General features: G+C 74.9%; 27 protein-coding genes and 1 riboswitch. Of the genes, 11 read left to right on the top strand and 16 right to left on the bottom strand.

Translation table 11 applies throughout. The features are described from left to right. Window positions 1-20: 20 nt before the first annotated feature. The 3 genes from ACWEPF_RS29000 to ACWEPF_RS29010 all read left to right on the top strand — a co-directional run bounded on the left by ACWEPF_RS29000 (window position 21) and on the right by ACWEPF_RS29010 (window position 2,722). Window positions 21-1,757, top strand: a complete 1,737-nt coding sequence (locus tag ACWEPF_RS29000) for a pyruvate dehydrogenase (RefSeq protein ID WP_452174869.1) — start codon at window positions 21-23, stop codon at window positions 1,755-1,757. Between the two features lie 226 nt (window positions 1,758-1,983). Next, a complete protein-coding gene (locus ACWEPF_RS29005) occupies window positions 1,984-2,571 on the top strand; it encodes a helix-turn-helix domain-containing protein (protein WP_345280336.1) in 588 nt (195 codons plus the stop codon). 13 nt (window positions 2,572-2,584) lie between these two features. Continuing rightward, window positions 2,585-2,722, top strand: coding sequence for a DUF6126 family protein (locus ACWEPF_RS29010; RefSeq protein ID WP_452174870.1), 138 nt, complete (start codon window positions 2,585-2,587; stop codon window positions 2,720-2,722). Between the two features lie 7 nt (window positions 2,723-2,729). Here ACWEPF_RS29010 and pdxR read toward each other — a convergent pair whose 3' ends face one another. After that, entirely contained in the window at window positions 2,730-4,166 is a 1,437-nt protein-coding gene (gene pdxR, locus ACWEPF_RS29015) for a MocR-like pyridoxine biosynthesis transcription factor PdxR (RefSeq protein WP_452174871.1), read from the bottom strand. A 49-nt stretch (window positions 4,167-4,215) separates the two neighbouring features. Here pdxR and ACWEPF_RS29020 point away from each other — a divergent pair, with 49 nt between their 5' ends. The 3 genes from ACWEPF_RS29020 (at window position 4,216) to ACWEPF_RS29030 (ending at window position 6,068) form a co-directional block, all read left to right on the top strand. Continuing rightward, complete coding sequence (locus tag ACWEPF_RS29020) at window positions 4,216-4,695, top strand: carboxymuconolactone decarboxylase family protein (protein WP_345280331.1); 480 nt, start codon at window positions 4,216-4,218, stop codon at window positions 4,693-4,695. A 124-nt stretch (window positions 4,696-4,819) separates the two neighbouring features. Beyond that, a complete protein-coding gene (locus ACWEPF_RS29025) occupies window positions 4,820-5,161 on the top strand; it encodes a DoxX family protein (protein WP_452174872.1) in 342 nt (113 codons plus the stop codon). Between the two features lie 97 nt (window positions 5,162-5,258). Further along, on the top strand, window positions 5,259-6,068 hold the full coding sequence (locus tag ACWEPF_RS29030) for an isocitrate lyase/PEP mutase family protein (RefSeq protein ID WP_452174873.1): 810 nt from the start codon (window positions 5,259-5,261) through the stop codon (window positions 6,066-6,068). 85 nt (window positions 6,069-6,153) lie between these two features. On the opposite strand, the gene ACWEPF_RS29035 is transcribed toward ACWEPF_RS29030, so the two are convergent. The 12 genes from ACWEPF_RS29035 to ACWEPF_RS29090 all read right to left on the bottom strand — a co-directional run bounded on the left by ACWEPF_RS29035 (window position 6,154) and on the right by ACWEPF_RS29090 (window position 17,054). Then, the gene (locus ACWEPF_RS29035) at window positions 6,154-6,387 is read right to left on the bottom strand and encodes a hypothetical protein (protein ID WP_380150562.1); all 234 of its coding nucleotides are present in this window, start codon (window positions 6,385-6,387) and stop codon (window positions 6,154-6,156) included. 50 nt (window positions 6,388-6,437) lie between these two features. After that, complete coding sequence (locus ACWEPF_RS29040; RefSeq protein ID WP_452174874.1) at window positions 6,438-7,526, bottom strand: cytochrome P450 family protein; 1,089 nt, start codon at window positions 7,524-7,526, stop codon at window positions 6,438-6,440. Next, window positions 7,511-8,935, bottom strand: coding sequence for a cytochrome P450 (locus ACWEPF_RS29045; protein WP_452174875.1), 1,425 nt, complete (start codon window positions 8,933-8,935; stop codon window positions 7,511-7,513). Before ACWEPF_RS29045 ends, ACWEPF_RS29040 begins: the two co-directional genes overlap by 16 nt. Further along, window positions 8,932-9,540 (bottom strand): GTP-binding protein, encoded by a 609-nt coding sequence (locus ACWEPF_RS29050; protein WP_452174876.1) that lies wholly within the window; start codon window positions 9,538-9,540, stop codon window positions 8,932-8,934. Before ACWEPF_RS29050 ends, ACWEPF_RS29045 begins: the two co-directional genes overlap by 4 nt. After that, a complete protein-coding gene (locus ACWEPF_RS29055) occupies window positions 9,518-9,859 on the bottom strand; it encodes a DUF742 domain-containing protein (protein WP_345284381.1) in 342 nt (113 codons plus the stop codon). Before ACWEPF_RS29055 ends, ACWEPF_RS29050 begins: the two co-directional genes overlap by 23 nt. Then, on the bottom strand, window positions 9,856-10,269 hold the full coding sequence (locus tag ACWEPF_RS29060; RefSeq protein WP_345284383.1) for a roadblock/LC7 domain-containing protein: 414 nt from the start codon (window positions 10,267-10,269) through the stop codon (window positions 9,856-9,858). Before ACWEPF_RS29060 ends, ACWEPF_RS29055 begins: the two co-directional genes overlap by 4 nt. Then, complete coding sequence (locus tag ACWEPF_RS29065) at window positions 10,253-11,437, bottom strand: sensor histidine kinase (RefSeq protein ID WP_345284413.1); 1,185 nt, start codon at window positions 11,435-11,437, stop codon at window positions 10,253-10,255. The genes ACWEPF_RS29060 and ACWEPF_RS29065 overlap by 17 nt, the downstream gene beginning before the upstream one ends. Window positions 11,438-11,600: 163 nt before the next feature. Next, entirely contained in the window at window positions 11,601-13,856 is a 2,256-nt protein-coding gene (locus ACWEPF_RS29070) for a SpoIIE family protein phosphatase (protein ID WP_452174877.1), read from the bottom strand. Window positions 13,857-14,105: 249 nt separating this feature from the next. Beyond that, window positions 14,106-15,230 (bottom strand): PP2C family protein-serine/threonine phosphatase, encoded by a 1,125-nt coding sequence (locus ACWEPF_RS29075; protein WP_345284387.1) that lies wholly within the window; start codon window positions 15,228-15,230, stop codon window positions 14,106-14,108. A 99-nt stretch (window positions 15,231-15,329) separates the two neighbouring features. Next, window positions 15,330-15,536 (bottom strand): hypothetical protein, encoded by a 207-nt coding sequence (locus ACWEPF_RS29080; RefSeq protein WP_452174878.1) that lies wholly within the window; start codon window positions 15,534-15,536, stop codon window positions 15,330-15,332. A 124-nt stretch (window positions 15,537-15,660) separates the two neighbouring features. Continuing rightward, window positions 15,661-16,233, bottom strand: coding sequence for a TetR/AcrR family transcriptional regulator (locus tag ACWEPF_RS29085; RefSeq protein ID WP_345284390.1), 573 nt, complete (start codon window positions 16,231-16,233; stop codon window positions 15,661-15,663). Next, window positions 16,233-17,054 carry an alpha/beta fold hydrolase gene (locus tag ACWEPF_RS29090; protein WP_452174879.1) on the bottom strand — a complete coding sequence of 274 codons (822 nt, stop codon included), beginning with the start codon at window positions 17,052-17,054 and terminating at the stop codon, window positions 16,233-16,235. Before ACWEPF_RS29090 ends, ACWEPF_RS29085 begins: the two co-directional genes overlap by 1 nt. A 91-nt stretch (window positions 17,055-17,145) precedes the next feature. Between ACWEPF_RS29090 and ACWEPF_RS29095 the strand changes: the two genes are divergently transcribed. Next, on the top strand, window positions 17,146-17,343 hold the full coding sequence (locus ACWEPF_RS29095) for a tautomerase family protein (protein WP_345284394.1): 198 nt from the start codon (window positions 17,146-17,148) through the stop codon (window positions 17,341-17,343). Between the two features lie 46 nt (window positions 17,344-17,389). On the opposite strand, the gene ACWEPF_RS29100 is transcribed toward ACWEPF_RS29095, so the two are convergent. Then, window positions 17,390-17,680 (bottom strand): YiaA/YiaB family inner membrane protein, encoded by a 291-nt coding sequence (locus ACWEPF_RS29100; RefSeq protein ID WP_345284396.1) that lies wholly within the window; start codon window positions 17,678-17,680, stop codon window positions 17,390-17,392. Window positions 17,681-17,892: 212 nt separating this feature from the next. Then, window positions 17,893-18,049: riboswitch (cyclic di-AMP (ydaO/yuaA leader) on the top strand. 12 nt (window positions 18,050-18,061) lie between these two features. On the opposite strand from ACWEPF_RS29100, the gene ACWEPF_RS29105 reads away from it, so the two are divergent. After that, window positions 18,062-18,907: a M23 family metallopeptidase gene (locus tag ACWEPF_RS29105; protein WP_452174880.1), complete on the top strand. Its 846-nt coding sequence runs from the start codon at window positions 18,062-18,064 to the stop codon at window positions 18,905-18,907. Window positions 18,908-18,966: 59 nt separating this feature from the next. Here the strand turns inward: ACWEPF_RS29105 and ACWEPF_RS29110 are convergent, their stop codons facing one another. Then, the gene (locus ACWEPF_RS29110) at window positions 18,967-19,842 is read right to left on the bottom strand and encodes a hypothetical protein (RefSeq protein ID WP_452174881.1); all 876 of its coding nucleotides are present in this window, start codon (window positions 19,840-19,842) and stop codon (window positions 18,967-18,969) included. A gap of 75 nt (window positions 19,843-19,917) precedes the next feature. On the opposite strand from ACWEPF_RS29110, the gene ACWEPF_RS29115 reads away from it, so the two are divergent. The 3 genes from ACWEPF_RS29115 (at window position 19,918) to ACWEPF_RS29125 (ending at window position 22,161) form a co-directional block, all read left to right on the top strand. Continuing rightward, entirely contained in the window at window positions 19,918-20,496 is a 579-nt protein-coding gene (locus ACWEPF_RS29115; protein WP_452174882.1) for a GNAT family N-acetyltransferase, read from the top strand. Between the two features lie 110 nt (window positions 20,497-20,606). Then, complete coding sequence (locus ACWEPF_RS29120; RefSeq protein ID WP_452174883.1) at window positions 20,607-21,308, top strand: sensor domain-containing protein; 702 nt, start codon at window positions 20,607-20,609, stop codon at window positions 21,306-21,308. Between the two features lie 136 nt (window positions 21,309-21,444). After that, window positions 21,445-22,161: a class I SAM-dependent methyltransferase gene (locus ACWEPF_RS29125; protein WP_452174884.1), complete on the top strand. Its 717-nt coding sequence runs from the start codon at window positions 21,445-21,447 to the stop codon at window positions 22,159-22,161. Here ACWEPF_RS29125 and ACWEPF_RS29130 read toward each other — a convergent pair. Next, window positions 22,106-23,203, bottom strand: a complete 1,098-nt coding sequence (locus ACWEPF_RS29130; RefSeq protein ID WP_452174885.1) for a hypothetical protein — start codon at window positions 23,201-23,203, stop codon at window positions 22,106-22,108. The genes ACWEPF_RS29125 and ACWEPF_RS29130 overlap by 56 nt on opposite strands. Window positions 23,204-23,433 lie beyond the last annotated feature (230 nt).

Consider the following 23,433-nt stretch of genomic DNA (forward strand, 5'->3'; position numbering starts at 1 on the left):
CGACGAGAGCGGGAGGCCCTGTGGGCAGCAGCGTGGCCGAGCAGATGGTGGAGGTGCTCCGGGAGGCCGGGGTGGAGCGGGTCTACGGGGTGGTGGGCGACAGCCTCAACCCGGTGGTGGACGCGATCCGGCGGACGGAGGGCATCGAGTGGGTGCACGTCCGCAACGAGGAGGCCGGGGCCTTCGCGGCCGCCGGGGAGGCCGAACTGACGGGCCGTCCGGCGGTCTGCGCGGGCTCCTGCGGGCCCGGCAACACCCACCTCATCCAGGGCCTCTACGACGCCCAGCGCAGCGGGCTGCCGGTGCTGGCGCTGGCCTCGCACATCCCGTCCTCGCAGATCGGCACCGGCTTCTTCCAGGAGACCCACCCGGAGCGGGTGTTCACCGACTGCAGCAGCTGGTGCGAGACCGTCTCCACCCCGGCCCAGCTGCCCCGGCTGCTGCGGATCGGCATCCAGCACGCCCTCGGCTCGCCCGGCGTCGCGGTGCTGGTCTTCCCCGGCGACGTGGCCGCCCTCCCCGCCGCCCACCCGACCGGCACCGGCCACTACCTGACCGAACGGGCGGTGGCGGCCCCGCCCTGGTCCCAGGTGCAGGAGCTGGCACGGAGGCTGAACGCGGCCGAGAAGGTCGCGGTGTTCGCCGGGGCGGGGGTGCGGGACGCGCACGCCGAGGTGATGGAGCTGGCCGGCACGGTGCTGGCCCCGGTCGGGCACTCGCTGCGCGGCAAGGAGTGGATCCAGTACGACAACCCGTACGACGTCGGCATGAGTGGCCTGCTCGGCTACGGCGCCTGCCACCAGGCCCTGCACGAGGCCGACCTGGTGCTGCTGCTCGGCACCGACTTCCCCTACGACTCCTTCCTGCCGGGGCGCGACACCGTCCAGGTCGACCACGACGCGACCCGGCTCGGGCGCCGCACGCCGCTGGAGCTGGCGGTGCACGGCGACGTGGCGGCCACCCTGCGGGCGGTGCTGCCGCTGCTGGAGCAGAAGACCGACCGGGCCTTCCTGGACGACCTGCTCGACCGGCACTGCAAGGCGCTGGAGGAGGTGGTCGGCGCCTACACGAAGAAGATCGAGAAGCACGTGCCGATCCACCCGGAGTACGTCGCCTCGGTGCTGGACGAACTCGCCGACGAGGACGCCGTGTTCACCGTGGACACCGGCATGAACAACGTCTGGGCCGCGCGGTACCTGAGCCCGAACGGGCGGCGCCGGGTGATCGGGTCCTTCCTGCACGGCTCGATGGCCAACGCCCTGCCGCACGCGATCGGGGCCCAACTGGCCGCCCCGGGGCGGCAGGTGGTCTCGATGTCGGGGGACGGCGGGATCGGCATGCTGCTCGGCGAGCTGCTGACGCTGGCGAAGTACCGGCTGCCGGTGAAGACGGTGGTGTTCAACAACGGGGCGCTCGGCATGATCAAGCTGGAGATGCTGGTCAGCGGCTACCCCGAGACCGAGACCGACAACGGCGACGTGGACTACGCGGCGCTCGCCCGCGCGGTCGGCCTCCAGGCGATGCGGGTCACCGACCCGGCGAAGGTCCGCGAGGTCCTCGCCGAAGCCCTCTCCCGCCCCGGCCCCGTCCTGGTCGACGTCGTCACCGACCCCAACGCCCTCTCCATCCCGCCCCACATCACCGCGGCCCAACTCAAGGGCTTCGCCCTGGCCGCCGGCCGGACCGTCCTCTCCGGAGGCGTCGGCCGCATGATCGACCTCGCGAGGAGCAACCTCCGCAACATCCCGAGGCCGTGACGACGCTCGGCAGGGCAGCGACCTCAGGGGCGCGGGGAACTGCGCGAGTACGGAAGGCGGACCAGGGCCAGATCGGGGCACGCGAGCCAGTTGCACGCTCTGCCGTTCCCCCGCGCGCAGTTCCTCGCGCCCCTGGCATCACGTTCTGCCGCGCCCTGCGAGACGGCCACCTTGCCTCACAGGCAAAAAGCTTGCCCGGAGGGCAGGGAAGCGGTGGACTGGGTCCATGAACGCGGACCAGTTCGAGGTGGACGGCCTCGGGGCCCGGCTGCGGGAGCACCGCTCCGCCGCACGCCTCACCCTGGAGGCCGCAGCCGCCCGGGTCGGGCTCTCGCCAGCGTACCTGTCGAGGCTGGAGACCGGGCAGCGGCAGCCCTCCCTCCCGGCGCTGCTCGGGCTGGCCCGGGAGTACGGGACCACCGTGTCGGGCCTGCTCGGCGAGCAGCAGGGCGAGCCGGAGCCGGTGATCCGGGGCGGGGTGATCGAGCCGGGGCGGACGGGCGGCTGGGGGTACCGGCGGGCGGGCGCGCCCGGAAGGGCGATGCAGGCGCTGCACGTCCAGGTGCCGCCGGATGTCCAGGACGCCGTCGTGAGGGTCCACCCGGGGGAGGAGTGGCTCTGGGTGGTGAAGGGACGGCTCCGGCTGACCCTGGCCGACCAGGACCACTTGCTGGAGCCGGGCGACTCCGCGCACTTCGACTCGCTCACCCCGCACTGCATCGCCGCCGACTCCCCGGCCGGCGTCGAACTCCTCTTCCTGCACACCCTGTTGCAGAGTCCGGGCAGCAGCCTCTGCCTGCCCGCTCCCCACTGAAAGGGGCACCACCATGGCCAAGTCCACCCTCGTCCCGGGCCGCCGCTTCGACCGCCGCGTGCTCTGGCGGGTCGTCATCTACATGGCCGCCACGCACGCCTTCCTGGGCTTCCTCGCCCTGCTCTTCGAGATCGGCGCCCGCAAGGGCTGACCGGCCCTCACAGCCGCGCCAGCGTGCACAGCGCGTCCAGCGCCCCCGGGAAGGCGTGCTCCGGCGGGGTCGCGTACCCGATCACCAACCCCGACCTCGTCCCGGCCGGCGCAGGCCCGGCCGACGGCGTCCGGCACCCGCTCAACGTGTTCAACGACAGCCCCGACCACCCGGCGTGGCGCAGCAGTTCGGCGTCGCTCAACGAACCGGCCGGAAGCCGCAGCACCGCGTGCAGCCCGGCCGCGATCCCGGTCACCTCCACCTCGGGGGCCCGCTCCGCCAGGGCGGCCACCAGCCGGTCGCGCCGCCGCCGGTAGTGCAGGCGGCAGCGCCGGACGTGCCGGTCGAAGCCGCCGGAGACGATCAGCTCGGCCAGCGTCAGCTGGTCCGTCACCCCTGACTGACCGTCCGCCAACTCCTTCTGCCGGACGACCGGTTCGACCAGTTCGGCCGGCAGCGCCAGCCACCCCAGCCGCAGGCCGGGGGCCAGGCTCTTGCTGGCGGTGCCCGCGTACACCACCCGCTCGGGGTCCAGCGCCTGGAGGGCCCCGACCGGTTGGCGGTCGTAGCGGAACTCCCCGTCGTAGTCGTCCTCGATCACGAAGCCACCGCTCTCCCGGGCCCAGGCCACCGCGGCCGCCCGCCGGGCGGGACGCAGCGGCACGCCGGTCGGGTACTGGTGGGCGGCGGTGAGCACCACCGCGCCCGTCCCGGCCCCGGCGGTCAGCCCGCCGAGCAGGTCGGTGCGGGCGCCGCCGGCGTCCAGCGGGACGGAGACGGTCCGCAGACCGTTGGCGGTGATCACCTCCTGCTGCGGCGGCAGCCCGTACTCCTCCACCGCCACCGACCGCGCGCCGCGCTCGCCGAGCGCGCGGCAGAGCAGGCCGAGGCCCTGCTGGTAGCCGGCGCAGACCAGGATGCGCTCGGGGTCGGTGCGCACGCCCCGGGCGCGGGCCAGGTAGTCGGCCAGGGCTCGGCGCAGTTCGATCCGGCCGCGCGGGTCGGTGTAGCCGAAGGCCTCGTGCGGGGCGGTGGCCAGCGCGCGGCGGCCGGCCGCCAGCCAGGCGGAGCGGGGGAAGAGGCTGAGGTCGGGGCGGCCGGGCATCAGGTCGTAGCGGGCCGCCGGGACGCGCGGCGGGGTGCTGGGCGGGGCCACCGCCGGGGCACCGCCCCGGTCGGCGACCACGGTTCCGGAGCCCTGACGGGCGGTCAGCCAGCCCTCGGCGGTGAGCTGGGCGTAGGCCTCGGCCACGGTGTTGCGGGCGATGCCGAGGTCGGTGGCCAGGGCCCGGGAGGAGGGCAGCCGGGTGCCGGCCGGCAGGCGGCCGCTCCGGGAGGCCTCCCGGACCGCCTCCTCCAGGGCGGCCCGCAGGCCGAGGCCCCGGGCCCGGCCCGCCGTCAGGTCGAGGTGCAGGTCTCCGCCGAAAGTGGCCCACGATTCCATGGCGTCAATGAACCACGGGAGCGGGCCGCCGCGCACCTACGGTCGAGGCATGAGCAACGGAGAGAACGACTACGTGACCGCCCCCGAGCAGCGCTTCTCGATGCCGGAGCTGGCACCGGACTGGTACCGGGCGATGATCGGGATGGACCGGGAGTCGCGGACCCTGGTGGACCCGGCGCTGGCCGAGCTGGTCCGCACCCGGGCCTCGCAGATCAACGGCTGCGCCTACTGCGTGGACATGCACGCCACCGACGCCCGGCACGGCGGCGAGCAGGAGCACCGGCTGTACGCGCTGCCGGTCTGGCAGGAGACGCCCTACTTCACCGCGGCCGAGCGGGCCGCGCTGGCGCTGACCGAGGCGGTCACCCGGATCGCCGACGGGCCGGTGCCGGACGAGGTGTACCAGGAGGCGGAGAAGCACTTCGAGCCGGCCGCGCTGGCCCAGCTGGTGACCGTGATCATCGCGATCAACGCCTGGAACCGGATCGGCGTCACCGCGCGGATGAGCCCCGCGCCGAAGCGGAGCTGAGGCCTCCGGAAAGAAGTTTCCGAGCGGCCGTCACATCCGGGCCGCGGGCCGTGTCGGTGGGGTGAGAGCGGCCGGAGCGGCGAGCAACCGCCCCGGCTCCCCATCCCGAACGAGGAGCCCACCGATGAACGTCACCACCACCGTCGTCACCGTGATCGCCGCCCTGATGTCGGGCTTCTCGGCCTACGCGCTGCTGTCGCGCCAGGTCTGGGTGGTCCAGCCGCTGGAGCAGTACGGCGTGCCGAAGGGCTGGTGGAACCTGCTGGGCGCGGCCAAGGCGGCCGGCGCGCTCGGCCTGCTGGTCGGCCTTGCGGTGGAGCCGCTCGGCCTGGCCGCCGGGATCGGCCTGGTGACCTACTACGGCGGCGCGGTGGTCACCGTGCTGCGGGCCCGGGCGTGGGGGCACGTCCCGTTCCCGATGGTCTACGCCGCCCCGGTGGTGGCCGCGCTGGTGCTCGCCGCCTGAGCCGGCCGGCCGGGCCCGACGGGTCGGGTCCGACCAGCCGGGGTCGGGTACCGGAAACCGCCGGTCGGCCCCGCACGGAGCTGAGATGGTGAAGGACATGACGACGACTCAGAACGACCAGCGGGCCAAGGCCGAACTCCTGCACGCCCTGCACACCCCGGGCGATCCCCTGGTACTGGCCAACGTGTGGGACGCCGCGACCGCCCGCCTGGTGGAGGCGGCCGGGGCCCCCGCCGTGGCCACCGCGAGCGCCAGCGTCTCCTGGACCAGGGGCGTGCCGGACGGCGGCGGCCTCGACCTGGCCGGGGCGCTGGCCCAGACCGCCCTGGTGGTCCGGGCGGTGGAGGTACCGGTGACGGCCGACCTGGAGGACGGGCTGGCGCCCGACGCCGCCGGGGTCGGCCGGGCCGTCACCGAACTGCTCGCGCTCGGCGCCGTCGGCGTGAACCTGGAGGACGGCCTGCGCCCGGTCGCCGAGGCGGCCGAGCGGATCGCGGCGGCCCGGGCGGCGGCCGAGGCGGCGGGCGTGCGGCTGTACGTCAACGCCCGCACCGACGTCTTCGTCCAGGGCGACCGTGACGTCACCGAGACGGTGGAGCGGGCCCGGGCCTACCTGGCGGCGGGGGCCAGCGGGATCTTCGTGCCCGGCGCGGGCGACCCGGCGGTGATCGCCGAGCTGCTGGCCGCGCTCCCCGGGGTGCCGCTGAACGTGATGGCGGGCCCCGGCGCCCCCGCGGTGGCCGAGCTGGCGAAGCTCGGCGTGGCCCGGATCAGCCTGGGCCCCGGCCTGGCCAAGGTCGCCTACGCCGCCGCCCGCCGCGCCGCCGAGGAGCTGTACGCCCACGGGACCTACCAGGCCCTCGAAGGCGGCCTGGAGTACGGCGAGTTGAACGCCCTGTTCGACTGAGACCGCCCGATCGGGGTGGTGGCCACGCCTTCGGGGGCGCAGATCAGCAGAGCCCCGCGCCCCTGCGGGGCGCTCCCCGGTCCGCCTACTTCGGCACGGCCGTGCCCGCGCTGCAGAGCGGGGCGGCGGCGGAGGCGTTCTTGCCGAGCAGCGGGATGCCGCCGATCTGCTGGACGCAGGTCTCGGACGCCGAGGTGGAGGCCGAGGCCGACTTGCCGGAGTCGAGCTTGCCGCCCATGTTGCTGCCGGCGTGGGCGGCCGGGGCGGCGAGGGAGAGACCGGCCATGGTGAGGGCGGCGAGCGCCGTGATCTTACGCATGGCCGGTCCAACGACCGGGCCGCCCCGGCGGTCACCGGTGCGGGCCCGGATCAGCCCTGACGGACCAACAGGGTCCTGACGCTGTTGCTGACGAACGAGGCGATCGGCTCCGGCGCCGGACCGTCCGCGAGCCGCAGCCCGGGGAAGCGGGTGAAGAGCAGCCGCAGCGCGGTCTCCGCCTCCAGCCGGGCGAGGCCCGCGCCCAGGCAGAAGTGCGGGCCGTGGCCGAGCGAGAGGTGCTTGGCCGGGGCCCGGCTCAGGTCGAAGCGGTCCGCGTCCGGGAAGTGCCCGGAGTCCCGGCCCGCCGCCGCGTACGAGGCCAGCAGCGCCTCGCCCTGACGGATGGTCACCTCGCCGACCTGGATGTCCTCCGCGGCGTAGCGCAGCGGGAACTGGCCGACCGGGGAGTCGTAGCGCAGGGTCTCCTCGACCACCGCGCCCCAGCTGTACGTGCCGTCCAGCACCGCGGCCAGCTGGTCCGGGTGGGCCAGCAGGGCGCGGACCGCGTTGGTGATCAGGTTGAGCGTGGTCTCGTGTCCGGCCACCAGCATCAGCAGCAGGGTGCCGACCAGCTCCATCTCGGTCAGCCGGTCGTCGGCCTCCCGGGCGGCGATCAGGTCGGTGGTCAGGTCGTCGCCCGGCTCCGCCCGCTTGGCCGCCGCCAGCCCGCCGAGCAGGGCGAACAGGCCCTGCTGCGCGGCCACCGCGGCCCCCGGCGTGGCGGAGCTGCTGACCAGGGTGTTGGAGAGCTCGTGCAGCTCGTCCTGCTGCTTCGGCGGCAGGCCCAGCAGCTCGCCGATCACCTGCATCGGCAGCGGGTAGGCGAAGTGCTCGCGCAGGTCGAAGTCGCCCTCCAGCAGGGCGACCCCGTCCAGCAGGGCGGTGGCCCGGGCCTCGATGGCCGGGGCCAGCTCGGCTATCCGGCGCGGGGTGAAGGCCTGGGTGACCAGTCCGCGCAGCCGCCGGTGGTCCGCACCGTCGGCGGTCACCATGCCGGGCACGGTGACGAAGTTCATCAGCGGCCAGCCCTCGGGCAGCCGGCCCTCCCGGAAGGTGGTCCACAGCTGCGGGTTCTTGCCCACCCGGGGGTCGTTCAGCAGCGACTGGAGGGTGTCGTGGTGGGTTACCGCCCAGACCACCACCCCGCCAGGGAGTTCCACCAGGACCGCAGGCCCGGCCGCCCGGAGCCCGGCGTTCTCGGTGTGCTGGTCGGCTCCGAAGGGGTCGAGGCGGACGGGCTGGGGGGCGAGGGCGGAGTCCATGCGGGCCTTTCGACGGGGGGAGTGCGCGGGGGAGTGAAGGCGCTGTAGAGCACCGGCAGGGCGACCAGGGCGCGCGACCAGGGGGACGGCCGCCAGGCCAGTTCGTGGGCGGGGACGGCCAGTTGGAGGTCGGGCAGCCGGTGGAGCAGGGTCTCCACGGCGGTCTCCACGATCATCCGGGCCGGGTGCTGGGCCGGGCAGACGTGCCGGCCGGCGCCCCAGGCCAGGTGCGCCCGGTTGCCGCCGAGCCCCTCGCCGGAGGGCTGCTGCACCGCCGGGTCGGCGTTGGCGGCGGCCAGGCCGAGCACCAGCATGTCGCCCGCCGAGATGTACTGGCCGCCCAGCACGGTGTCCGAAGTCGCCCACCGGCCGGGGAAGTTCTGGGTGGGAGGGTCGCGCCAGAGCACCTCCTCCAGGGCGTCCGAGACGGTGAGGCGGCCACCGGTCAGGGTGGCCCGGAACCGGCGGTCGGTGAGCAGCAGGCGCAGCGTGTTGCCGGTCCAGTTGATGGTGGTCTCGTTGCCCGCCACCATCAGCACCACCAGGTGGTGCACCGCCTCCTCGTCGGAGAGCCCGGCGGGGTGCGCCAGCAGCCAGGAGGTCAGGTCGGCGGCCGGGGCCTGGCGCCGGCTGCGGACCAGGTCCAGCAGGATCGCCTGGAACTCGGCGTTGGCCCGCACCGACTTGTCGCTGCTGTCCACGAAGTGGCTGATCAGCTCGACGATGTGCGGCCCGGCCTCGGCCGGAAGGCCGATCAGCTGGGTGAAGACCATCAGCGGCAGCCGGCGCGCGTACTGGGCGATCAGGTCGGCGGTGCCGTCCGGGCCCCAGCCGTCGATCAGGGTGTCGGCGGCCGCCTCGGTCGCCTGCCGCAGCTGCCGGTGGTCGACCTGGGCCAGGGTGTCCGACACCGCCGCGCGCAGCCGGGCGTGCTCGGCACCGTCCAGGTTGAGCAGCGTCGGACGCCAGGAGGTCATCGGCAGCAGCCGGGAGTCGGCGCGCAGCCGCCCCTCGGCCGGCACCCGCCAGCGGCGCGAGTCCTTGGAGAACAGCTGCTCGTTGCGGGTCAGTTCGAGCAGCTCGGGGTAGCCGAGCACCAGCCAGGCCTCCACCCCCGGCTCCAGCTCGATCGGGGCCACCGGGCCGTACTGCGCGCGCAGCCGGGCGTACAGGCCGTGCGGGTCGTCGGCCACGGCGGCGCCGTACAGGCCGGTGACCGGGGGGGCTTGGTGCGCGGGGCAGCCGGGCGGCGGCGAGGCCGCCGCGTCCGGCTTGGGGGTGGTCATGGCTGGAGCTCCAGAACGGCGGTCGAGTGGAGGTGGTCCACGAAGTCGATCAGGACGTCGTAGGAGGCCCGGCGGTCCCGGGCGTCGCAGTGCAGGATCGGCACCTCGGGCAGCAGGTCGAGCGCCGCCCGGAGCTCCTCCTCGGGGTAACTCGGGGAATCCGGGAAGGTGTTGACGGCCACGGCGAAGGGGATCCGCTGCTGTTCCAGCTGCCCCAGCACGTCGAAGCTCTCCTCGATCCGGCGCGCGTCCACCAGTGCGATGGCGCCCAGTGCCCCGCGCGAGAGGTCCTCCCAGAGCGGCCAGAACCGCTGCTGCCCCGGGGTGCCGAACAGGTAGAGCGCCAGCCGGGGGTTGAGGGTGATCCGGCCGAAGTCCAGCGCCACCGTGGTGGTGGTCTTCTCCGGACGGCCCGTCAGGTCGTCCACGTCCGCCCCGGCGGCGGTCATGGTCTCCTCGGTGCGCAGCGGGTCGATCTCGCTGAGCGAGCCGACCAGCGTGGTCTTGCCGACCCCGAACGGGCCGGTGACCAGGATCTTCACGGCTCCCTGGACGGTGTCCGGCAGGTAGGACGGGTGTGGCTCAACGGAGTTGGCGGAGGCCAACGAGCACCTCCTCCAAGAGGGCGGTGGGCAGCAGGTCGGCCTGCGGCACGGGGGGACGGACGTGGACGGCTCCGGCGTCCCAGAGGTCGCCGATCAGCACCCGGACCACGCCCAGCGGCAGCCGCAGGTGGGCGGCGATCTCGGCCACCGAGAGCAGCTCCCGGCAGAGCGTCAGGATCCGCAGCTGCTCACGGTTCAGGCCGGGGGCGGGCTCGGTGCCGGTGGCGGCGACCAGGCTCTCCAGCGCGAGCGTGTTCCGGCTCGGCCGGCTCCGACCGCCGGTGATCACGTACGGCCGGACCGGGCCGCCGGCACTCACCGGGTGCTCCCGGCCGCCTGCTCCACCCGGGGCGGGCTGGTCAGGTGGGCCCCGATCCGCTCCACCAGCACCTGCATCTGGTACGCCACCAGCCCGGCGTCCACCGCCTCGCCGGTCACCACCGCGAGGTGCGCCCCGGCCCCGGCCGCCACCACGAAGAGGTAGCCGCCGCCGTACTCGACCACGATCTGCCGGGTCGAGCTCTGCGGGCCGCCGAAGCCCTGCGCCACGCCCCGGGCCAGCGACTGCAGGCCGGAGCAGGCGGCGGCCAGCCGCTCGGCGTCGTCGCGGTGGATCCGCTCGCTGCGGCCGATCTCCAGGCCGTCGTTGGACACCACGATGGCGTGCTGGACCTCGGGCACGTTGACGATGTCGGCGAGCAGCCAGCCGAGGTCAGGATTGGGGGTCATGGAAGTCTCCGGGGCGCTGGGGAAGTTCGGGGGAGTGGGAGAAGCCGTCCTGCTGTCGTCCGGCCGCCGAGCGGCCGCTGGCGGTGCCCGCCTGGAAGAGCGACATGAAGGCCCGGGCCTCCCGGGCGGAGCGCGGCGGCACGGGGGTGCCGCCGGTGGTGCCGCTCCTGGGAGCGGAGTCGCCGCGCCGGTTGGTGCGGCGGGGAAGGCTGCTGCCGGAGACCGGCGGGGGTTCCACCGGCTCGGGAAGCACGGCCCTGGTCTGGTGCGGCAGGGGCGTGGGCAGCGGTTCGGTGAGCAGCGCGGTCGGCAGCAGCACCACCACCCGGACCCCGCCGTACGGGGAGGGCGCCGAGCTGAGGGTGACCCGGAAGCCGTACTGCTCGGCCAGCCGGCCGACCGCCGCCAGGCCCAACTGCGGTACCTCGCCCAGCCGGGAGAGCTCCAGGGTGGAGCCTCCGGCCAGCGCGGCGGCGGCCTTCTCGACGGCGTGCTCGGCCATCCCGACGCCGCCGTCGTCGATCTCGATCACGGCGCCGTTGTGCACCGGCATCAGGGTGACGAAGACCTGGGTGCTGGGCGGCGAGTACCTGGTCGCGTTGTCCAGCAGCTCGGCCACCGCGTGGATCAGCGCCTCGGCGGCCGCGCCGATCACCGCGGTCTCGATCCGGCTGCTCACCACCACCCGCTGGAACGGCAGGATCCGCGACTGGGCGCCGCGCACCACGTCCTCCAGCGCCACCGGCTCCGGCCAGTGCCGCCCGGCCCGGGCGCCGCAGAGCACCGCCAGGGTCTGGGCCAGCCGGGCCTGTTGGGCCGCCGCGTGGTCGGCCCGCAGCAGGCCCTCCAGCAACTCCGGGTCGTCGTGGTTGCGTTCCATCTCGTCCAGCCCGGCCTGCTGGTCGTGCGCCATCACCAGGATGCGGCGGGCGACGCTCAGGAAGGCGCGCTGGGTGTTGGCGTTGAGCTCCTGCTCGCGCTGGACGGCGGCCGTCTCGGAGGTCCGCCGGGCGGCCTCCGCCCGTGCCCGCTCGTGGAGTTCGGCGTTCTCGCGCTCCTGCCGGTCCAGCGCGGTGCGCAGCGTCCGGCCGACCGCGCGGTACCGGGCGGCGGTCAGGAGGGCGAGGACGGCGACGGCTCCGAGGGCCGCCGCGATCCACTGAGTCATCGTCACGCGGCGAATTCTAGGGTGGTCATCCTACGGGCGGATGAACGGATCTGACGTTCAGTGACCTCATCGGACCGGATGGTGGGACGCCGCCGACCAGCTCTGACGCATCCGTGCAGGTCGGCGGCGGTACACCGTCAATTTTCGGTACCCACAGGTAATTTCAGTCGAGTACGGGGACCCGGTGCAGGAGCAGCAGGGCCACGTCGTCCGGCCGCGAACGCCGTTCGGTCACGTTCAGCGTGAGCAGGTCCGCCATCCGCTCCAGCCCCGCCTGCGGGGTGGCCCTGGTCGGCCCGCCGGTGCGCCGGCTCCACAGCTCCAGCCCGCCCAGCATCCGCCGCACCGAGTGGTCGTAGTCCTCCGCCCGGTCCTCGACCAGGCCGTCCGTGTACACCAGCAGGGTGTCGCCCACCCCGAGCCGACCCGTCGTCAACGGGTAGGCGGCGCCGGGCTCCACGCCCAGCGGCGGCCCGCCCGGCAGCTCCAGCTCCACGGCCCGGTGCCCCGACACCCGCACCGGCGAGGTGTGCCCGGCCCGCGCACCGGTCAGCTCCCCGGTGGCCGGATCCAGCACCAGGTACAGGCAGGTGGCGAACAGGTCGGTGTCCAGCTCGGCCAGCAGCCGGCTGGTCCGGGCCAGCGTCGCCGCCGGATCGTGCCCGTCGGTCGCGTACGCCCGCAGCCCGCTGCGCAGCTGCCCCATCACCGCGGTGGCCTCGGCGTTGTGCCCCTGCACGTCGCCGATCACCACGCCCACCCGGCCGTCCGGCAGCGGCAGCAGGTCGTACCAGTCCCCGCCGATCTGCATCCCCTCGGTGCTCGGCAGGTACCGCGCCGCCGCCACCACCCCGCGCACCCGCGGCAGGCTGCGCGGCAGCATCGCCCGCTGCAGCTCGGTCGCCCGGTGGTGGTGGGTGTCGTACAGCCGGGCCCGCTCCAGCGACTGCGCCAGGATCCCGGCGAAGGCCGAGTACATCGTCCGGTCCTCCCGGCCGAACACCCGCTCGGTGGCGAAGGTGATCAGGCAGGAGCCGACCTGCCGCCCGGAGGCCACCAGCGGCAGCACCGCCCAGGCCGCCGGAGTCAGCGGCCCCTGCGGCCGCGCACCGCCCGGCTCGCTGAACAGCGGCACCGACCGGGTCAGCGAGGACTGCATCACCCCCGCCGAGAGGTCGTGCAGCCGGCTCAGCTCGCTCCGGTACGGCCCGCCGAAGACCTCGTGCGAGATCGGCAGTAAGCGGCCCTCGTCCACCAGGTCCAGCACCAGCCCCGAGGCGCCCAGCGCCGGCCGGGCGATGTCCGTCATCGCCGTGGTCACGTCCCGCACCGTCACCGCCCGGGAGAGCGTCCTGGTCAGCGCCAGCAGCAGCGCCGAACGCGCCGCCGCCCCGGCCGACCCCTCCCCGTACGGCTGTGACCCGCACGGCTGTGACCCGTACGACTGCGCGGGCGGAGCCGCCCCCACCCGCTGACGGTCCGTCAACAGCCCCGCCACCCGCACCGGCCGCCCGTGCACGTCCAGCATCACCTCGCCGTCCTCCCGGACGTGCGTCAGCTCCCCGTCGGCCCGCACCACCCGGTACGCGAAGCGGTACGGGCCGCCCGAGGAGAGCGCCTCCGCCATCGCCGCCTGCAGGTCCGGCAGGTCCTCCGGGTGCACCAGCCCGGTGATGTCCGGCGCCGGCGCGGTGTCCGCCTCCGGCGGCGGTTCCAGCCCGAACAGCCGGTACGCCCGGGCGTCCCAACTGGTCTCGCCCGTCACCAGGTCCCGCTCGAACGCGCCCGCCCCGGCCGCCCGGGCCGCCAGCGCCAGCAGCGGCCGCCCGGCCGCCGCCGTCCCGGCCCGCACCCCCGGCGGTATGCGGTCGGCCGCCTGCACGTGGTCGATCAGGTGCGACAGCCGGTGCGCGACCGCCTCCGCGAGGGTCTCCAGCACGTCCACGTCCCGGCGCGGCACCGTCCCCCGGTGGGCCAGCGACAGCGCCAGCGAACCGATCGCCACCCCGTCCACCACCAGCGGCAGCACCGCCAGCGCCACCAGGCCGGTGCCCCGGCCGGCGTGCGTGCCCGGATAGTCCGCACCGGTCTGCTCCGGGCTCAGCAGCACCGGCTCCCGGCGCTTCAGCGCCAGCGCCGCGGGCAGCTCCGAGGCCGGGTCCACCAGGCCGTACCGCTCGTGCGCCCACTCCGGCAGGCCGTGCGAGGCCGCCAGCCGCAGCATCCCCTCGCCGTCCGTCAGGTACAGCGCCGACCCCTCGCCCGTGATCCACCCCGGGCCCTCCGACAGGATCGTCCCGAGCAGCTCGGCCGCCCCGTGCGCCCGCAGCAGCAGCCGCACGCAGCGCATCACCGTCCGCGGCCCCTGGGTACGGGCCGCCCCCTCCTCGGAGGCCAGCCACGGCTCGGTCAGGTCCATCGCAGACTCCGGCCCTTCCGCACGCGGGGTAGTGCGCCCATCCTATTTGCGCGCCCGCCCTTTCGGCGGCTCCGGCGCACCAACCCGGCCGTGCCGCGCCCGGCAGGACGGCGCCCGGCAGGGCAGCGACCCAGGGGCGCGAGGAACTGCGCGGGTCCGGAAGGCAGCCCAGCGTTGGGTCGGGGCACGTCAGCCAGTTGCACGTGGTGCCGTTCCCCCGCGCGCAGTTCCTCGCGCCCCTGCGGGGCGCTAGCCGAGGCGGCGGTGGACGACGACCACGGTGCGGTCGTCGGCGACGTCCGGGGCGACGGCGTCGAGGAGGGCGGTGGCGGGGTCGCCCACCGCGGAGCGGAGCAGCGGGGCGGCGGTGGCGAGCATCCGCCCGATCCCGTCGTCGATGTCCTCGCCGGGGACCTCGACCAGGCCGTCGCTGTAGAGCAGCAGCGAATCGCCGTGGTCGAGCTGGCCGTGCACGGGCGGGTACCGCGACCCGGCCAGGATGCCCAGCGCGGGCCCGCCGTCGGTGGCGAGCAGCCAACTGCCGCCGTTCGCCCGGTGGTAGTGGGCGGCGGGCGGGTGGCCGGCGTTGAAGAGGCGGTAGCCGCCGTGCGAGGGGTGCAGGGCCAGGTGGACGGCGGTGGCGAACTCCTCCTCCCAGTCGAGCCGGGCGAGGTAGTCGTTGGCGGTGGGCAGGAAGGCCTCCGGCGGCACCGAGCCGAGCAGCATCGCGAAGGCCCCGGAGAGGTGCATCGACCGCGCGGCGGCCCGGCTGCCCTTGCCGGAGACGTCCACCAGCACCACCTCCAGCAGGTCCTGCTCCGGCCGGTGCGAGGCGAGCAGGAAGTCCCCGGAGAAGAAGGTGCCGGAGACCGGCGCCAGCGCCTGATGGAAGCGCCAGTCGAGCAGCCGGCCCGGGAGGCGCCCGAGCGCGGTGGTCCGCTCGGAGAGTTCGAGCAGCATGGCGTCGCCCCGGGTGCCGCGGAGCCCGAGCCGGCTGCGGTGACGCGAGGTCAGCAGCACGGTCAGCGCGGAGACGATCACCACCCAGGTGGAGCCGGGGGTGAGGCCGAGCGGTTCGCGCCAGAGGAAGCAGGCGCCCAGGCCGAGCGCGACCGGGACCAGCAGGGCCAGCTGACGGCGGGTGTGGAGCAGGAAGCCGCCGAGGATCACCGGCAGCACCAGTGCGGACGGCGGGCAGCCGGTCGGGAAGACCACGGCCAGCAGGGCGAGCAGCAGGGCGAGCACCGAGAGCAGGCCGAGCGCGGCCTTCTCGGCGGACGGGTCCCCGTCCAGGAGCTGGCTGGCCCAGCGCCCGCCGGGCCCGCGCCGCAGCCGGTCCGCGAGGCGGCGGCCGATCGTGGTGACTGCGGGCACCTGACCTCCGCCGGTGGCTGACCTTCCGTCAGGCCACTCTAGGCAGGAACCCCGTGCGGCACCCGCCGGCCTGGGCCAACGGGCCTACCGGCGGCCGGACTACTGCCCGTCGCACTCGCCGTAGGACTCCTGCCGGCGGGCCGGGACGCTGCGCAGCGAGCGGATGCCGAGCGCGATGGCCAGCAGGCGGCGCCCGGTGGAGACGGTGGGCGCGGCGGCCGGGGTGCGGCCGGAGCCGGCGAGGGGGGTGCGCTGCGCCGGGACCAGCCCGGTGGCGGGCCGGGCGGCGGGCGTGGTCTGCGTCATGCGCACGTCCTTCGGACTGGTGTCGGTACGGGTACGTACCGGAAGGCTGTCAGTGTCACCCGGCCTCGGCGACGGTTCGGTATCGAAAACCACCCGAACGGATACCGTTCCCGTGAACTGGTATCTAACCCCCCGTCGGCCAGTTCCGCAGCCCCTCGACCACTACCCCGATCAGCCGCTCCCGAGTCACCGTCAGTTCGGCGCTCAGCCGGAACGCTCCGGCGGCGGCCAGCGAGGCGAAGCCGTGCGCCGTCGAACGGACCGCGCGGGCGGCGTGCACCGCCTCCTCGCCGGTCAGCCCGTAGCCGTCCAGGACGGTGAGGATCACGCCGACCAGGCGGGCGGCCGCGGCGGTGAGTTCGGGGTCGTCCTGGGGGGCCTGCGGGAGGGCGGCGTAGCGGCGCGGGTACCGGTCGGCGTAGTCGAGGTAGGCGCCGAGCAGCGCGGTGGCGGCCGAGTCCCGGCCGAGCCCCCGGACCGCCGCGGCCAGCCGCTCGGCCAGCTCCTCGGTGACCCGGACGGCGACCAGCCGGCGCAGCTCGGCCAGGCCGCCGGGGACGTGCTTGTAGAGCGAGGGGGTGGCGACGCCCGCGCGGGCGGCGACCGAGGCGAGGGTGAGGGCGTCGGGCCCCTGGGCGTCGATCAGCTCCACGGCGTGGTCCACCACGCCGGCGGGGGTGAGTCCGACCCTGGGCATCAGCGAACCTCGTGCAGGAAGGGGAGCAGGGCGTCGGCGGTGGCCTGCGGGTACTCCGCCATCGGGTAGTGCCCGGCACCGTCGATCATCACCTTACGGGCCGTCAGGGCCGCCGTCTGGCGGTCGGCCACCGCCTCCGGGTCCGGGAAGTCCGGGTCCTGGCCGCCCATCAGGACGAGTGCGGGGCAGCGGACCCCCGCCGTCCAGCCCACGGGGGAGGAGTCGCCGGTGACGTAGCCCCGGGTGGCCTTCTTGCGGCCGGGGGTGCGCAGGGCGGCGACCGAGGCCGCCTTGTACGCGGCGAAGTCGGCGGGCTTGGCGCCCGGGTAGGCCTTGTCCAGGTAGAGGCCCCAGAAGGCGGGGACGTGCACCAGGGCCAGGCCCAAGGCCTTGAGCAGGGCGCGCTGGGCGGCCGTCGGCGGCAGGTTCTCCACGAAGGCGTCGATCAGGGCGATCCCGGCGATCCGCTCCGGGGCGTCGGCGGCGGCCCTGACCACGGTGGCGCCGGTGTAGGAGTTCCCGGCCAGCGCGGCGCGCTCGACGCCGAGGTGGTCGAGCAGGGCCAGCACGTCGCCGGCCAGGGCGGCGGGGGAGTAGTCGTCCCAGTCGACCGAGGACTCGCCGAAGCCGCGCAGGTCGAGGGTGATCACCCGGTGGCCGGCCGCGGCCAGCAGCGGGCGCAGGTACCGGTAGACCGTGCGGGAGTCGAGCATGCCGGGGAGCAGGACCACCGGCAGGCCGGTGCCCGGGGTGTCGTCGTAGGCCAGCCGGCCGCCGGGGAGGTCGAGGTACCGGGTCTCGGGGTGCGTCAGCGTCGTCATGCCTCAAAGCTAAGGCTAATAGCCTTAGCCGTCAATGGGCACGGCGGTGCTAGCGTGCGGACCGGAGAAGTCCGAATGCGGAAGGGGCGTCATGCCGTTCATCAACGTCAAGCAGCTGTCCGGCCGGAGCGAGGAGCAGCGGGCGGAGATCGCCCGCGAGCTCACCGCGACCTACGCCCGGATCACCGGCGTGAGTCCGGAGAACATCTGGGTGGCGATCGAGGAGGTCCCGGCCGAGAACTGGTCCTCGGGCGGCGAGACCTTCGCGGCCAAGCGCGCCAAGGGCTGACGGCCGGTCAGGCGGGGGAGTCCGGTCGGGGGGCCGGCCGGGGAGGTCAGGGCGCGTCCACCCGGAACGGGTCGTGCTCGGCGAGGAGCTTCTCCAGCCGGGCCTGGTCGACCCGGGTGGTGATCTCCCCCTCCTCCTGGCGGTCCCGGATCACCTTCGCGAGGGTGAATGCCGAGGTGATCTCCCAGAGCAGGCCGACCGCGAGGAACGCCCGCATCCAGGCGTTCACCGGCAGGTACAGGACACCCAGGGCGAGGGCGGCGGTGGCCAGCGCGAAGGAGAGCACGGCCTGGGCGTAGTAGGCGTTGGTGGTCCGGGGCTGGGTGGCTGCGGTCATGCTCCCAGGATGGCCAACTCCCTTGCGCCGCACCTGAGTACGGGTGCTCAATCCCGGCCGGTGCGGGGGGCTGAGTACCCGGCCCGGCGGCCCCGGCCCGCGGTGTGCCGGAAAGAGATGGACTGCACCACTCAAGGCGCTTGGAATCATGGGCTCCTAGGATTAACGTTTGATAACGCAGCGCGGTCGGCAACGCCGTACCCGAACGGCACCGTGCGCCGTCGCCTAATCCCACGGCCCTCCCACGGGAGGGTCAGGGAGCCGGGGAACCACGTTCCTTGGGGTGAATCGGCCGGGCACCACCCGGCCGTAGGAGACCTTCCTGCTCCGAACCCGTCAGCTAACCCGGTAGGCGCGAAGGAAGGAAAGGAGCGCGCCTCCGTGGCGTCGACGCACACCCAGGCACACCCCCGGCACGACGGCAACGGCACCACCCAGCTGCTCGACCACCCCCTCCCGCAGGAGGCGGCCCGGCATCGGATGCCCCGTCAGACCCGCTCCTCCGGCCCGCTGCTCGGCGTCACCGCCATGGCCGCCTCGCTCGGCGCCACCGGCCTCGCGACCGCCGTCCCGGCCGCCGCCGCTCCCGCCCCGCCCGCCGTCGCCACCGCCGACCAGGCCGACGCGGACCGCACCGACGGGGAGCGTCCGCTCTCCGCCGACCCCGGGCTGGCCCTCGCCGCCCGCATCCAGCAGCAGGCCGACGGCCAGCGCACCACCGCGGAGGAGACGGCCCGGCTGGCCGCCGCGCAGGAGGCCGAGGCCAAGCGCAGCGCCCAGGCCGAGGAGCTCGCCGCCGCCGAGGCCGCCGCCGCGAAGGCGGCCCGGGCGGCCGACTTCACCCTCCCCACCAGCGGGTACCAGCTCACCGCGCACTACGGGCAGTCCGGCTCCTACTGGTCCCACCTGCACACCGGCCTGGACTTCGCCGCCGCCACCGGCACCCCCGTGGTCGCCGTCGCCGGAGGCACCGTCAGTTCGGCCGGCTGGTCCGGCGCGTACGGCTACCGGGTGATCCAGACCCTGCCCGACGGCACCGAGCTCTGGTACTGCCACCTCTCCTCGATCACCGTCGCCTCCGGCCAGGTCGCCCCCGGCACCGTGCTCGGCAAGGTCGGCGCCACCGGCAACGTCACCGGCCCCCACCTCCACCTCGAGGTCCGCCCCGCCGGCGCCACCCCGGTCGACCCGCTGACCTGGCTCCAGGCCCACGGCCTCAACCCCTGACACCCCGTCGGGCCCGCCGCCTCCCCGGCCGCGGGCCCGGTCCGTCAGCCCCGGTCCGGTCAGTCCTGCTCCTGCTCCTCGTACCCCTGGGCCGTCAGGTACGCCTCGATCTCCTCGTGCCCCGGCTCCGGAGCCAGGTCCGGGTACTCGTGCACCAGCAGGGCGGCCAGCCCCGGCACCGTCCACTCGCCGCACAGGCGCAGCGCCTCCTCGGCCACCGCCGCCTCGAACGCGTCGAAGTCCCCCGAGAGTTCCTCGGGCATCGGCAGCCCGAGCGCGTTCAGCCCCGCGAGGTTCCGGTAGGAGCGCTGCATCAGCCGGTTCTCCAGCAGCATCCGCGCCCCGTCCGTCGCCATCCCGACGGAGATCACCCGGGTCGGCCCCCACCCGCCGTCCGAGCCGACCTCGTCCAGCCCGGCCAGGGCCCCGTACGCCTCGGCCCGCTGCTCCGGCGTCAGCTCGCGGAACCCGTCCAACCAGGCCCGCACCGCGCCCTCGTCCGCCGTGTCCACCCCGTCCGCCCGCAGCAGCAGCGCGTACAGCCGCGGCCAGGTCACCAGGTGCGGCTGGCGCAGCAGGCCGCAGAGCAGCTCGCCCTGCCACTCGGCCTCCGCGTGCAGCTTCTCCTGCCGCTTGGCGTTCAGCCGCTTGGTGGCCCGCTGATGGTCGATCAGCAGCTCGACCGCCCTGCCGTACGCCTCCGGCTCGGACTCCGGCTGGACGTACAGGTAGAGCCGCTCGTACAGCAGTTGTTCCAGCACCGCGGAGGTCAGCTCGGGGAAGCCGTCGTGCATCCGGCCGTCGCCCAGCTCCAGCAGGGTGAGCACGGTCTGCAGCGCGGGCTCCGGCACCGGCGGCCGGCCCTGTTCGGCGGCCCAGTCGACCAGGTCGCCGGCGCGGGTACGGGGGCTGAGCAGGAGGTCCTCGTGGTTCACCCTCGTACGGTATCCGGTGACGGACCGTCGGGACGCCGGGGCGCCGGGCCGCCGCCCCGCGTAGGGTCGTGAGGCATGACCCCCGTCCGGCTCACCGGCCCCCGGCTCGCCCTGCGCGAACTGCACGGCACGCCCGAGGAGGCGGCCGCGCTGCACGCCGTCTACGGCGACCCCGAGACCGTCCGCCACCTCGCCTTCGAACCGGCCGACCTCGACACCTGCGCCGACCAGCTGGCCCTCGCCCTCGACCTGTCCGAGGAACACCCCCGCACCGGCTACCGACTGGCCGTCACCCGCCACGCCGACGGCCCCCCGGAGACCGCCCCGCTGATCGGCAGCGCCGTCCTCACCGTGGAGTCCGCCCACGCCGCCTCGATCGGCTACGCGCTGCGCCGCGACACCTGGGGCCGCGGCCACGGCGGCGAGGTCACCGAGCTGCTCTGCACCCTGGCCTTCCGCACCCTCGGACTCGCCCGCCTGGCCGCCCGGGTCGACCCCGCCAACACCGCCTCCGCCCGGCTCCTCCTGCGGGCCGGCTTCCGCCTGGAGGGCCGCGTCCGCCGGGACCTGAGGGTCGGCGGCCGCTGGTGCGACTCCGACCAGTACTCCCTCCTCGACGACGAGTGGCCCGGCCCCGTCCCCGCCCGGGGGTAGGGAGAACCCCACCCCCCACGCACCGGCGGACCTCATTCCGCCGCCCCGCACCGCCCTGCGACCGTAGGAGCGTGAGCCAGGAGCGGCAGGAAGCGGACGAGGAGCCGGTGATGACCAGTCAGACCCACACCTACGCGGCGCGGTACGGCGGCCGGACGGACGGCCCGGCCCGCCCCGGCTTCTGGCGGGCGCCGTTCAGTGCCGTCCCCTACCGCGAACTGGGCTTCCTGCTCACCGCGCTCCCGCTCGCGGTCCTCGGCTTCGCCTTCACCGTGGCCCTGTTCTCCGCCGGCCTGGGCCTCCTGGTCACCGTCCTCGGCCTCCCGGTCCTGGCCGCCCTCACCGCCGGCGGCCGCGGCTTCGCCGCGCTGGAGCGGCACCGCGCCCGCACCCTCCTCGACACCGAGGTCGGCGACCCGGAGCCGGTCCGCCGGAGCCGCCCCGGCTTCTGGGGCGGCGTCACCGCCCGCCTCTCCGACGGCCTCGGCTGGCGGGCCGCGCTCTACCAGTTCCTGATGCTGCCCTGGTCGATCGTCGCCTTCGTGCTCCCGGTGGTCACCCTCACCGTCGGCTGGGTCCTCGCCGCCTTCCCCGCCTACCAGTGGGTCTTCGCCCGCTACACCGACTGGCCCGGCTACCAGCTCTACGACTTCACCACCGACGCCGGGGTCCACCACGAGTACTACCTGACCTCCAACTGGCAGATCCTCGGCGTCTCCTTCCTCGGCTTCGTCTTCGTCTTCCTCACCCCGCCCCTGGTCCGCGGCCTCACCAACATCTCCCGCCTCGCCATCCGCACCCTCTGCAGGTGAAGCGCCTCCGCAGGACGCGCGCCCAGGGGCGCGAGGAACTGCGCGAATCGGAGGCATCCCACCGCAAGATCGGGGCAGACGACCCAGTTGCACGTGCTGCCGTGCACGCCCACCCCCACCGTGCTCCGATGACCAGATGAGCACCCTCGTCACCTCCCGCCCCCTCGACGAGTACTGCGCCCTGTTCGGCCTCACCCGCTCCGCGCTCGCCGCCCTCCCGGGCCCGCTCCTGGACTGCCCCGGCGGCACGGCCGGCCTCGCGGCCGAGGCCCGCGCCCTCGGCGTCACCGTCATCGCCGCCGACCCGGTCTACACCGCCACCCCGCCCCAACTGGCCGCCCTCGCCCGGGCCGCCCGCACCCGGATGGCCGACCGGATGGTGACCGCCCCCGAGCTCTACCCCTCGCCCCGGGCCCGCCCGACGGAGCGTTACCTGCGCAGCTGGGACCGGGCCCACGCCCTCTTCACCGCCGACCGCGCTGCCCACCCCGAGCGCTACGTGGCCGCCGCGCTGCCCCGGCTCCCCTTCGCCGACGGCAGCTTCGCGCTCAGCCTGAGCTCCTACCTGCTCTTCGCCTACCCCGAACTCTTCCCGCCCGAGCGGCAGTTGGCGGCCCTGCTGGAACTGGTCCGGGTCACCGCCCCGGAGGGCGAGGTCCGCGTCTTCCCGCTGCACGACGGAGCCGCCCGCCCCTGCCCGCACCTCCCCGCACTCCGGGCCCGCCTGGGCGAACACCGGATCGGCACCGAGGTGCGCCGATTCCCCCGCCCCGAGGACGGCCGCACCCGGCGGGTGCTCATTCTCCGCCGGGCCGACCACCGCCGACGCTCGGCCGCTCCGCCCCGTCCGTGACCGCGTCCCCGCCGCTCGCCTGCGACGGCAGGGACGGCACGGACGGCACCGCCGGCAGCACCGGATCCGCGAGCACCTCCGACGCCGCCGCAGCCGCGGCAGCCGCCACCTCCGAGGCCTCCGGCGCCTCCGGTACGGCCGCTCCGGGCACCGCCGCCTCCACCGTGAGCAGCTTCAGGATCTGCCCCGCCACCACCCGCCGCCGCGAATCCGGCGGCACCGCACGGTCGTTGCGCATCTTGTTCTCCACCGCGAACCGCAGCTCCCGCTGCTGCTCCGGCGCCAACCCGCCGTGCTCCACCGCCGCCTTGGCCGCCAGCAGGGCCTGGAGCAGCACGAACGGCGGCAGCTCGCTGCTCACCGCCCGCAGGATCAGGTGGTAGTTCTCCGGGTCCGGGTCGCCCTGGAGCAGGGCCAGCGCCTGGACCTGGAGGCCCTCGGTCTGGGTGGCGAAGAGCTTCTCCACCTCGGCGGTGGTGAAGTTCAGCTCCCGGGCCCGGGCGCGGGTCTGCCGGACCGAGTCGTCCAGGGTCTGCCGGTCGGCGGTGGAGAGCGCCTTGGCCAGCCGCAGGCGGGTCAGCAGCCAGCCGGAGAGGAAGCCGATCACCGTGAAGTACACCGTCAGCGCCGCCGCGAAGGCCGGGGCGCCGGGGCCGTTGCCGACCACCGGGGCCAGCGCGTGGCCGAGCTCGCGGAGCAGGCCCGGCAGCGAGCCGATCTGGGTCAGCCCGGCACCCAGCAGGATCTTGGTCAGCCAGTCGGAGACCTGCTCCAGATTGGTGTTGGGCGAGTAACTGCCCGTCGAGGTGGCGCTCATGTCGTCCGGCCGGGACGCCGCCCCGCTGGTCAGCAGCCTCGGGATGCCGAACAGGAAGCCCACCCCGGCCCCCGCCACCGCGAAGGCCGCGGCCACCACCAGCCCGCCGCCGAGGGCCCCGGCCCAGTCCGTCGAGGTCGAGGCGTAGAGCACCAGCCCGAGCAGTCCGGCCCCCACCACGGAGCCCATCCCGACCTTCGCCACGCCGTCCTTGTGCAGGTCCACCGCGCCCACCCCTCCCGAAGTCGCTGCGACTGTAGCGGACCGCCCACCGCCTGGGCAGGGCGTGCACGACCTCTGGCAGGTCGCGTCGGACCGCGCGTCGCGCCGGGCCGGCACCGCCCGCGGGAACGCAGACGGCCCGTGGGCTGCTCCTCGCCGACCGCCCCGGTGGGGGACGGACCGGTGAGGCACCGGGGATGTACCGGTGAGCACCACGGGCCGGGTGACTGCTG

The sequence above is a fragment of the Kitasatospora sp. NPDC004289 genome (assembly GCF_053602875.1).